We start from the raw sequence: 10437 nt of genomic DNA, 5'->3' as shown, positions 1-10437 counted from the left end.
ATCCGGCGGGGCTACTGCGGGGCCCCCCGGGCCGCCCCCCCCGCAACCACGGCGCCGCGCAGGGGGCCCCCCGCTATTATTTCGCCCGCACCGCGCCCCCCCGCCCCCCCGCTCCCACGCCGGGAGCGGCGGGGCGCGTGCCGCATAGACTTCCGTCGGCCCACCAGCCGTGGGTCCGCCCGCAGCCGAACCCGCCAGGAGCGCACCGATGTCCGAGGCCCTCGAGACCAGCCCCGCCACCTCCCGCCGCACCCTGCTCTGCGGGGCCGCCGCCGTCCTGGCGGCCGGCGGCGCGGTGGCCGTCACCGGGTGCAGCTCCTCCTCCGGCTCCTCCGGCTCGTCCGGTTCCGGCAGCACCGCCAAGGGCCCGGTGGACCTCGGCCCGGCCTCGGCCGTCCCGGAGGGCGGCGGCACGGTCTTCCGGGAGCAGAAGATCGTGGTCACCCAGCCGACCGCCGGGCAGTACAAGGCCTTCAGCGCCAAGTGCACCCACGCCGGCTGCGTCGTGGACCAGGTCAAGAACGCCCAGATCCAGTGCCCCTGCCACGGCAGCCGGTTCGGCATCGCCGACGGCGCGGTGCAGGACGGCCCGGCCCCCACCCCGCTGCCCGCCTACACCGTCACGGTCGAGGGCGGGAACCTCAAGGTCACCCCGAGCTGACGCAGTTGAGCGCCTCCCCCTCGATCCCGTCCCCCTCGATCCCGTCCCCTTCGACCGCCTCCCCCTCGACCGCCTCCCCCTCGACCGCGGCCCCTTCGATCCCGTCCCCGCGGCCGCGACCGCAATCGGTACGGTGGACCCATGGCTGACCCGAGCACCTACCGCCCGGCGCCGGGCGCGATCCCGACCTCCCCGGGCGTCTACAAGTTCCGTGACGCCCACGGCCGGGTCATCTACGTCGGCAAGGCCAAGAGCCTGCGGCCGCGCCTGTCGTCCTACTTCCAGGACCTGGCCGGCCTGCACCCGCGCACCGCGACCATGGTCACCACCGCCGCCTCGGTGGAGTGGACCGTCGTCGCCACCGAGGTCGAGGCGCTCCAGCTGGAGTACTCCTGGATCAAGGAGTTCGACCCCCGGTTCAACGTCAAGTACCGCGACGACAAGAGCTATCCGGAACTCGCCGTCACCCTCAACGAGGAGTACCCGAGGGTCCAGGTGATGCGCGGGGCGCACCGCAAGGGCGTGCGCTACTTCGGCCCGTACGGGCACGCCTGGGCGATCCGCGAGACGGTCGACCTGCTGCTGCGCGTCTTCCCCGTCCGCACCTGCTCCAACGGCGTGTTCAAGCGCGCCCGGCAGGTCGGCCGCCCCTGCCTGCTGGGCTACATCGACAAGTGCGCCGCGCCCTGCGTCGGCAAGGTGACGGCGGACGAACACCGGGCGCTGGCCGAGGAGTTCTGCGACTTCATGGCCGGGCGCACCGGCAACTACCTGCGCCGGCTGGAAGAGCAGATGCAGGAGGCCGCCGCCGACCTGGAGTACGAGCGGGCGGCCCGGCTGCGCGACGACATCGGCGCCCTCAAGCGCGCGATGGAGAAGAACGCCATCGTGCTCGCCGACGCCACCGACGCCGACCTGCTCGCCCTCGCCGAGGACGAACTGGAAGCGGCCGTGCAGATCTTCCACGTCCGCGGCGGCCGGGTGCGCGGCCAGCGCGGCTGGGTCACCGACAAGGTCGAGGACGTGGACACCGCCGGCCTGGTCGAGCACGCCCTCCAGCAGCTCTACGGCGGCGGCAGCGAGTCCGTCCCGCGCGAGGTGCTGGTCCCGGCCGTGCCCGAACCCGCGGGCCCGATAAGGGAGTGGCTCAGCGGCCTGCGCGGCAGCCAGGTCGACCTGCGCATCCCGCAGCGCGGCGACAAGAAGGACCTGATGGCCACCGTGCAGCGCAACGCCCAGCAGGCGCTGGCCCTGCACAAGACCAAGCGGGCCTCCGACCTGACCACCCGCAGCCGCGCCCTCCAGGAGATCGCCGACGCGCTGGAGCTGGACTCCGTCCCGCTGCGCATCGAGTGCTACGACGTCTCCCACCTCCAGGGCGAGGACGTGGTCGCCTCCATGGTCGTCTTCGAGGACGGCCTGGCCCGCAAGAGCGAGTACCGGCGCTTCCAGATCAAGGGCTTCGAGGGCCAGGACGACGTCCGCTCGATGCACGAGGTGATCAGCCGCCGCTTCCGCCGCTACCTCCAGGAGCGCGAGCAGACCGGCGAGTGGGCCGTCCCCGAGGAGGACGAGCCCGGCGCTCCCGAGCCGGCCGCCGGCGCCCGCGACGAGGAGGGCCGTCCCAAGCGCTTCGCCTACCCGCCGCAGCTGCTGGTGGTCGACGGCGGTCAGCCGCAGGTCGCCGCGGCCAAGCGCGCCCTGGACGAACTCGGCGTCGACGACGTCGCGCTGTGCGGCCTGGCCAAGCGGCTGGAGGAGGTCTGGCTGCCCGGCGAGGACGACCCGGTCGTGCTGCCGCGCTCGAGCGAGGGCCTCTACCTGCTCCAGCGGATCCGGGACGAGGCCCACCGGTTCGCGATCGGCTACCAGCGCAACAAGCGTTCCAAGCGACTCACCGCCGGGGAACTGGACTCCGTCCCGGGCCTCGGCGAGACTCGCCGCCAGGCGCTGCTCAAGCACTTCGGCTCGCTGAAGAAGCTCCGGGCCGCCACCGTCGACGAACTCTGCGCGGTTCCCGGCATCGGACGCCGCACCGCGGAGACTGTTGCGGCGGCGTTGTCCTCCCGTACACCCGCCGCACCCGCGGTCAACACCGCTACCGGCGAGATCATCGAGGACGGAGCCGACCAGGCCGCCGAGCCGGTGGCCGCAGCACCCCAGACCGCACCATCCCAGGAGACGCCATGACGGCCGACGCCGCCCGTCCGCCGGCGCGCCCCGACCCCGCCCGCCTGTCCGCGGCGGGGAAGGGCGGCCGTGCCCTGCGCGTTCTCCCCAGCAGAAAGACCGAGAGCGGGGAACCGAAGTGACCGTGTCAGACGTGGCCGAGAACGCGCCGGAGCTGGTGATCATCTCCGGCATGTCCGGAGCCGGCCGCTCCACCGCCGCGAAGTGCCTGGAGGACCTCGGCTGGTTCGTGGTGGACAACCTGCCCCCGGCCCTGATCCCCACCATGGTCGACCTGGGCGCCCGCTCCCAGGGCAACGTCGCCCGGATCGGCGTGGTCGTGGACGTCCGCGGCCGCCAGTTCTTCGACGACCTGCTCACCTCGCTGGACGAGCTGGAGAAGCGCGGCGTCCGCCTCCGGGTGGTGTTCCTGGACTCCTCCGACGAGGCGCTGGTCCGTCGCTTCGAGAGCGTGCGCCGCCCGCACCCGCTGCAGGCCGACGGCCGGATCGTGGACGGCATCGCCCAGGAGCGGGACCTGCTGCGCGACCTGCGCGGCGAGGCCGACCTGGTGATCGACACCTCGAACCTCAACGTGCACCAGCTGCGCGCCAAGCTGGACGCCCAGTTCGCCGACCACGACGAGCCCGAGCTGCGCGCCACCGTGATGTCCTTCGGCTTCAAGTACGGCCTGCCGGTCGACGCCGACCTCGTGGTGGACTGCCGCTTCCTGCCCAACCCGCACTGGGTGCCCGAGCTGCGGGCCCGTACCGGCACCGACGCGGACGTCGCCGACTACGTCTTCCAGCAGCCCGGCGCCAACGAGTTCCTGAACGGCTACGCCGAGCTGCTCCGGATCGTTACCGAGGGCTACCGCCGCGAGGGGAAGCGCTACATGACGCTTGCCGTAGGCTGCACCGGTGGCAAGCACCGGAGCGTCGCCATGTCCGAGCGTCTGACCAAGCGTCTCATCGCCGACGGAGTCGAGACGGTGCTCGTCCACCGTGACATGGGACGGGAGTAACCGCCGCCTCCCTGCCGGCCCCCCGGCGGAGCCGGGTGGCGGGGCCGAGGAACGCGAGGTGAGTGTGGCGGGATACGTGCCCGGGCGGCAGCCGCAGAGCAGGTCCGGCGAACGGGCGGGCAGCCCGCTGCCGGGCCGTCCGCGCAGCAGTCCCGCCCGGGCCAATCCGGCACCCCGGATCACCGCGCTCGGCGGCGGCCAGGGCCTGTCCGCCTCGCTGTCGGCGCTGCGCCGGCTCACCAGCGACCTCACCGCCGTGGTCACCGTCGCCGACGACGGCGGCTCGAGCGGCCGGCTGCGCGAGGAGCTGGGCGTGCTGCCGCCCGGGGACCTGCGCAAGGCGCTGGCCGCGCTGTGCGGGGACGACGACTGGGGCCGCACCTGGTCCGAGGTGATCCAGCAGCGCTTCACCGGCAACGGCGAGCTGGGCGGCCATGCGGTCGGCAACCTGCTGATCGTGGCCCTGTGGGAGAAGCTCGGCGACCCGGTGGCGGCACTGGACTGGGTCGGCCGGCTGCTGAACGTCCAGGGCCGGGTGCTGCCGATGTCCGCGGTGCCGCTCGACATCGAGGCCAGCGTGCGCGGCCACGACCCGGCGCGCCCCGGCGAGGTGTCCGCCGTCCGCGGCCAGGCCAACGTGGCCGCCACGCCCGGCACCGTGCAGTCGATCCGGCTGCTGCCGGACGAGCCGCCGGCCGTCCCGGAGGCGGTCACGGCGGTGCGCGAGGCGGACTGGGTGGTGCTCGGACCCGGCTCGTGGTTCACCAGCGTGCTGCCGCACCTCCTGGTGCCCGAGCTGGCGAAGGCGCTGGTCGAGACCCGTGCGCGCCGGCTGCTCACCCTCAACCTCGCCCCGCAGCCCGGCGAGACCGAGGGCTTCACCCCGCAGCGTCACCTGGAGGTCATCGCCGACCACGCTCCGGAGCTCGCCGTGGATGCGATCCTGGTGGACGAGCGCGCCGTCACCGGCGGCGCCTTCGGACAGGCGGACCTGGCCGGTCTGGAGAAGGCCGCCGAACGGATGGGCGCCGCTCTGGTGCTCGGTGCGGTGGCCCGCACCGACGGCACCCCGCGACACGACCCGGAGCTGTTGGCGGCCGCGTACGACCGGATTTTCCGGACACATGGAAGGATCGGGCCATGGCGATGACTCCAGCGGTGAAGGACGAGATCAGCCGGCTCCCGGTCACCCGGGCCTGCTGTCGCAAGGCTGAGGTGTCGGCGATCCTGCGGTTCGCGGGCGGACTGCACATCGTGAGCGGCCGCATCGTGATCGAGGCGGAGCTGGACACCGGGTCGGCGGCACGGCGGCTGCGCAAGGACCTCCTGGAGATCTTCGGGCACTCCTCCGACCTCGTGGTGATGGCCCCCGGCGGGCTGCGCCGCGGCAGCCGCTTCGTCGTGCGGGTCGTCAAGGACGGCGAGCTGCTCGCGCGCCAGACGGGCCTGGTGGACGGGCGCGGGCGCCCGATCCGCGGCCTGCCCCCGGCGGTCGTCTCCGGGGCCACCTGCGACGCCGAGGCCGCCTGGCGCGGGGCGTTCCTGGCGCACGGCTCGCTCACCGAGCCGGGCCGTTCCTCCTCGCTGGAGATCACCTGCCCCGGCTCCGAGGCGGCGCTCGCCCTGGTCGGTGCGGCCCGCCGGCTCGGCATCCCGGCCAAGGCCCGCGAGGTGCGCGGGGTGGACCGGGTGGTGATCCGCGACGGCGACGCGATCGGCGCGCTGCTGACCCGGCTGGGAGCGCACGAGTCGGTGCTCGCCTGGGAGGAGCGCCGGATGCGGCGCGAGGTCCGGGCCACCGCCAACCGCCTGGCCAACTTCGACGACGCCAACCTGCGCCGCTCGGCCCGGGCCGCGGTGGCGGCCGGCGCCCGGGTCGCCCGCGCGCTGGAGATCCTCGGCGACGAGGTGCCGGAGCACCTGGCCGCGGCCGGCCAGCTGCGGATGCAGCACAAGCAGGCCTCGCTGGAGGAGCTGGGCGCGCTCGCCGACCCGCCGCTGACCAAGGACGCGGTGGCCGGCCGGATCCGCCGCCTGCTGGCGATGGCCGACAAGCGCGCCGCCGAGCTGGGCCTGCCGAGCACCGAGGCCAACCTGACCGACGAGATGGCGATGAACTGAACACGCTGCGTGATCGCGATGCGGCCGGCGCCCGGGTGGGGGCGCCGGCCGCCGGCGTTCCCGGGCCGGGCCCGACGGCGGGATTGGTAGAGACCACTGCCCCGGAGGTCAAGTGCCCTCCGGCCCAAGGCGGGACGGCCTGAAATCGGGTTTGCGGCACGCCACGCCACGTCTCAGGAGGTGGCGCGATGTGCCCTCCCAGCGTCCGGAGGGGTAGGGTCGTAGGCGGTCGGGGACTTCCCAAATCTCACCCCCGTCGGCCTCGCGCCGGCGTACCTAACGAGGAGATCGGTTCGTGACGATCCGGGTAGGCATCAACGGCTTCGGCCGCATCGGCCGCAACTTCTTCCGCGCGGTCAAGGCCCAGGGCGCGGACATCGAGATCGTCGGTGTCAACGACCTCACCGACACGAAGACCCTGGCTCACCTGCTGAAGTACGACACCACCCTGGGCACCTTCCCGGGCGAGGTCTCGCACACCGAGGACAGCATCACCGTCGACGGCCACACCTTCAAGGTGACCGCCGAGCGTGACCCCGCCAACCTGCCGTGGGCCGAGCTGGGCGCCGACATCGTCGTCGAGTCCACCGGCATCTTCACCAAGGCCGAGGCCGCGAAGAAGCACCTCACCGCCGGCGCCAAGAAGGTCATCATCTCGGCGCCCGCCACCGACGAGGACGTCACCATCGTCCTGGGTGTCAACGACGACAAGTACGACGCCGCCAACCACCACGTCATCTCCAACGCCTCCTGCACCACCAACTGCGTGGCGCCGATGGCCAAGGTGCTGAACGAGAGCTTCGGCATCGTCAAGGGCCTGATGACCACCGTCCACGCGTTCACCAACGACCAGGTGACCCTGGACTTCCCGCACAAGGACCTGCGCCGCGCCCGCGCCGCGTCGCAGAACATCATCCCGACCTCCACCGGCGCCGCCAAGGCGACCGCCCTGGTCCTGCCGGAGCTGAAGGGCAAGCTGGACGGCACCTCGCTGCGCGTCCCCGTCCCGACCGGCTCCATCACCGACCTGGTCGTCACCCTGGAGCGCGAGGTCACCAAGGACGAGGTCAACGCGGCCTTCCAGAAGGCCGCGCAGGAGGGCCCGCTCAAGGGCATCCTGGCCTACACCGAGGACCCGATCGTCTCCTCGGACATCGTCAACGACCCGGCCTCCTGCATCTTCGACTCCAGCCTGACCATGGTCCAGGGCAACCAGGTCAAGGTGCTCGGCTGGTACGACAACGAGTGGGGCTACTCGAACCGCGTCGTCGACCTGGTCACCCTCGTCGGTGGGCAGCTCTGACACGGTGGGAGCTGACGTGAGGTAGGGGCGAGGGCCCGGACGGCGAAACGGAGCCGACCGGGCCCTCGCTCTGCGTACCTGGACTCCTCAGGCGGCCCCTGCGCCGTGCCGCCTCTGCGCATCAACCCTCTCCCCAGGAGACCGAAGAACCAGTGAAGACCATCGAAGACCTGGACGTCGCCGGCAAGCGCGTCTTCGTGCGTGCCGACCTGAACGTTCCGCTGGACGGCGAGACGATCACCGACGACGGCCGGATCCGCGCCGTCGCGCCGACCATCGCCAAGCTCGTCGAGCGCGGCGCCAGGGTCGTCGTCGCCTCCCACCTCGGCCGTCCCAAGGGCGCGCCGGACCCGCAGTACTCGCTCGCCCCCGCGGCCAAGCGCCTGGGCGAGATCCTCGGCAAGGACGTCGCCTTCGCGACCGACACCGTGGGCGAGAGCGCCGCCGCCACCGTGGCCGCGCTGGCCGACGGCGAGGTCGCGCTGCTGGAGAACCTGCGCTTCAACGCCGGTGAGACCAGCAAGGACGACGCCGAGCGCACGGCGTTCGCCGAGCAGCTGGCCGCCCTGGCCGACCTCTACGTCGGTGACGGCTTCGGCGCCGTGCACCGCAAGCACGCCTCGGTGTACGACCTGCCGAAGCTGCTGCCGCACGCGGCCGGCGACCTGATCGCCACCGAGGTCGGCGTGCTGAAGAAGCTCACCGAGGACGTCGCGCGTCCGTACGTCGTCGTGCTGGGCGGGGCCAAGGTCTCCGACAAGCTCGGCGTGATCGACAACCTGCTGAAGAAGGCCGACCGGATCCTGATCGGCGGCGGCATGGCGTACACCTTCCTCAAGGCCAAGGGCCACGAGGTCGGCATCTCGCTGCTGCAGGAGGACCAGATCCCGACCGTCATGGGCTACCTGGCCGAGGCCGAGCAGCGCGGGGTCGAGTTCGTCCTGCCGGTGGACGTCCTGGTGTCCTCCGAGTTCCCGGACCTCAAGGGCAAGACCCCGGCGAACCCCGACACCGTCGCCGTCGACGCGATCCCGGCCGACCAGGAGGGCCTGGACATCGGCCCGAAGACCCGCGAGCTGTACGCGGCGAAGCTGGCCGACGCGGGCACCGTCTTCTGGAACGGGCCGATGGGCGTCTTCGAGCACCCGGACTACGCCAACGGCACCAAGGCCGTCGCGCAGGCCCTGGTCGACAGCGGCGCGTTCACCGTGGTCGGCGGCGGCGACTCCGCCGCGGCCGTCCGCATCCTGGGCTTCGACGAGAAGAAGTTCGGGCACATCTCGACCGGCGGCGGCGCGAGCCTCGAGTACCTGGAGGGCAAGACCCTCCCCGGTCTCGCCGCTCTGGAGGACTGAAACACATGACCGAGCGTCTCCCGCTGATGGCGGGCAACTGGAAGATGAACCTCAACCACCTCGAGGCCATCCAGCACACCCAGAAGCTGGCCTTCGCGCTGGCCGACAAGGACTACGAGGCCGTCGAGGTCGCCGTCCTGGTGCCGTTCACCGACCTGCGGTCGGTGCAGACCCTGGTCTTCGGCGACAAGCTGAAGATCAAGTACGGCGCGCAGGACATCTCGCAGCACGACGGCGGCGCCTACACCGGCGAGGTCTCCGGCCCGATGCTGGCCAAGCTGCAGTGCAGCTACGTGGTGATCGGCCACTCGGAGCGCCGCCAGTACCACGGCGAGAACGAGGAGATCGTCAACGCCAAGGTGAAGGCCGCCTACCGGGCCGGGGTCACCCCGATCCTGTGCATCGGCGAGCCGCTGGACGTCCGCAAGGCCGGCACCCACGTCGAGTACACCCTGGCCCAGCTGGACGGCGCCCTGGAGGGCGTCCCGGCGGCCCAGGCCGAGTCGATCGTGGTCGCGTACGAGCCGGTCTGGGCGATCGGCACCGGCGAGGTGGCCACCCCGGAGGACGCCCAGGAGGTCTGCGCGGCCATCCGCCGGCGGATCGCCGAGCTGTACGACGCCGAGCTGGCCGACAAGGTCCGCGTGCTGTACGGCGGTTCGGTGAAGTCGTCGAGCGCGGCCGGCCTGATGGCCAAGCCCGACATCGACGGCGGCCTGATCGGCGGTGCCTCGCTGGACGCCGACGAGTTCGTCAAGATCGTGCGCTACCGTGAGCAGGCAGTAGGCTAACGCCGCCGCAGCAACGTAGGCTTTGGGGCCGGACCGCCGTACGCGGCCCGGCCCCTTCGCCGAAGATACGAGAGAGTTGGTCCCGTCGTGGTTCTCGGGTTCTCGATTGCCCTGATCATCTTCAGTCTGCTGATGATCCTGCTGGTGCTGCTGCACAAGGGGAAGGGCGGCGGCCTGTCGGACATGTTCGGCGGTGGCGCGATGTCGACCGGTGGGGGCTCGGCGGTGGCCGAGCGCAACCTGGACCGCATCACCATCGTGGTCGGCCTCGGCTGGTTCGCCTGCATCATCGTGCTGGGCCTGGTCCTCAAGTACCAGAGCTGACGCAACCCTGACGCCCCGTCGCCCGAGCGCCTATCCTGGGACGGTCGGGGGCGGAGGCGATGGTGGCTGATCCTTAACTCCTGCTTACACTAGGACGACTTTCGCCACCGACGCGCACCGCGGCGGGTCGGCGCACCAGCACGCAGGGAGTCAGACCGTGGCAAGTGGCAACGCCATCCGTGGCAGCAGGGTCGGGGCCGGCCCGATGGGGGAGGCGGAGCGCGGCGAGTCCGCCCCGCGCAACCGGATCTCCTTCTGGTGCGCCAACAAGCACGAGACCCGGCCCAGCTTCGCCGCCGACGCCGTGATCCCGGACACCTGGGACTGCCCGCGCTGCGGCTTCCCGGCCGGGCAGGACGAGGACAACCCGCCGGCGCCCTCGCGCAACGAGCCGTACAAGACCCACCTCGCCTACGTCCGCGAGCGGCGCACCGACGCCGACGGCGAGGCGATCCTCGCCGAGGCGCTGGCCAAGCTGCGCGGCGAGATCTGACGCGGAAACCCGACCCGGGCGGCCGGAAGCGCCCTGGAGGCGGGCCGGACGCCGAGGACAGCGACGAGAAGGGGGGCCCCCCCCGGGGGTGGGGGGGGGCCCCGGCGTTTGTAAAGGTGCACGCGCCCCGGGGGGGGGGGGGCCCACCCCCCGGGGGCCGCGGGGGCAACAGCGGCGGGGTACGCACCGCGGCGGC

The 10437-nt window shown here is 72.3% G+C and carries 10 protein-coding genes; all 10 read left to right on the top strand.

The window, feature by feature from the left end; genetic code table 11:
• Positions 1-208: 208 nt before the first annotated feature.
• The 10 genes from ABT247_RS27740 (at position 209) to ABT247_RS27695 (ending at position 10241) form a co-directional block, all read left to right on the top strand.
• The gene (locus ABT247_RS27740; RefSeq protein WP_350747558.1) at positions 209-661 is read left to right on the top strand and encodes a Rieske (2Fe-2S) protein; all 453 of its coding nucleotides are present in this window, start codon (positions 209-211) and stop codon (positions 659-661) included.
• A gap of 141 nt (positions 662-802) precedes the next feature.
• Entirely contained in the window at positions 803-2851 is a 2049-nt protein-coding gene (uvrC, locus tag ABT247_RS27735) for an excinuclease ABC subunit UvrC (RefSeq protein ID WP_350747555.1), read from the top strand.
• A gap of 118 nt (positions 2852-2969) precedes the next feature.
• Entirely contained in the window at positions 2970-3854 is an 885-nt protein-coding gene (gene rapZ, locus ABT247_RS27730; RefSeq protein ID WP_270143324.1) for an RNase adapter RapZ, read from the top strand.
• A 64-nt stretch (positions 3855-3918) separates the two neighbouring features.
• Positions 3919-5004, top strand: a complete 1086-nt coding sequence (locus ABT247_RS27725) for a gluconeogenesis factor YvcK family protein (protein WP_392897764.1) — start codon at positions 3919-3921, stop codon at positions 5002-5004.
• Entirely contained in the window at positions 4995-5975 is a 981-nt protein-coding gene (whiA, locus tag ABT247_RS27720; protein ID WP_350747551.1) for a DNA-binding protein WhiA, read from the top strand. The genes ABT247_RS27725 and whiA overlap by 10 nt, the downstream gene beginning before the upstream one ends.
• A 295-nt stretch (positions 5976-6270) precedes the next feature.
• Complete coding sequence (gene gap / locus ABT247_RS27715) at positions 6271-7278, top strand: type I glyceraldehyde-3-phosphate dehydrogenase (RefSeq protein ID WP_350747548.1); 1008 nt, start codon at positions 6271-6273, stop codon at positions 7276-7278.
• A gap of 152 nt (positions 7279-7430) precedes the next feature.
• Positions 7431-8633 (top strand): phosphoglycerate kinase, encoded by a 1203-nt coding sequence (locus tag ABT247_RS27710; RefSeq protein ID WP_350747545.1) that lies wholly within the window; start codon positions 7431-7433, stop codon positions 8631-8633.
• Between the two features lie 5 nt (positions 8634-8638).
• Positions 8639-9424: a triose-phosphate isomerase gene (tpiA, locus tag ABT247_RS27705; protein ID WP_350747542.1), complete on the top strand. Its 786-nt coding sequence runs from the start codon at positions 8639-8641 to the stop codon at positions 9422-9424.
• A gap of 87 nt (positions 9425-9511) precedes the next feature.
• On the top strand, positions 9512-9748 hold the full coding sequence (gene secG / locus ABT247_RS27700) for a preprotein translocase subunit SecG (protein WP_350577332.1): 237 nt from the start codon (positions 9512-9514) through the stop codon (positions 9746-9748).
• Positions 9749-9953: 205 nt separating this feature from the next.
• A complete protein-coding gene (locus tag ABT247_RS27695; protein ID WP_392897762.1) occupies positions 9954-10241 on the top strand; it encodes an RNA polymerase-binding protein RbpA in 288 nt (95 codons plus the stop codon).
• The last annotated feature ends 196 nt before the right edge of the window (positions 10242-10437 follow it).

The sequence above is a fragment of the Kitasatospora sp. NPDC001539 genome, from assembly GCF_040298565.1.
Lineage (GTDB): Bacteria > Actinomycetota > Actinomycetes > Streptomycetales > Streptomycetaceae > Kitasatospora.
Note: the sequence above shows the minus strand (reverse complement) of the source record. Positions and strands in the feature narration are given on the sequence as shown.

What these genes read in the sequence shown, in the direction of transcription:
- ABT247_RS27740 (WP_350747558.1), top strand. Translation starts at nt 209, where the DNA reads ATGTCCGAGGCCCTCGAGACCAGCCCCGCCACCTCCCGCCGCACCCTG.
- uvrC (WP_350747555.1), top strand. Translation starts at nt 803, where the DNA reads ATGGCTGACCCGAGCACCTACCGCCCGGCGCCGGGCGCGATCCCGACC.
- whiA (WP_350747551.1), top strand. Translation starts at nt 4,995, where the DNA reads ATGGCGATGACTCCAGCGGTGAAGGACGAGATCAGCCGGCTCCCGGTC.
- tpiA (WP_350747542.1), top strand. Translation starts at nt 8,639, where the DNA reads ATGACCGAGCGTCTCCCGCTGATGGCGGGCAACTGGAAGATGAACCTC.
- ABT247_RS27695 (WP_392897762.1), top strand. Translation starts at nt 9,954, where the DNA reads ATGGGGGAGGCGGAGCGCGGCGAGTCCGCCCCGCGCAACCGGATCTCC.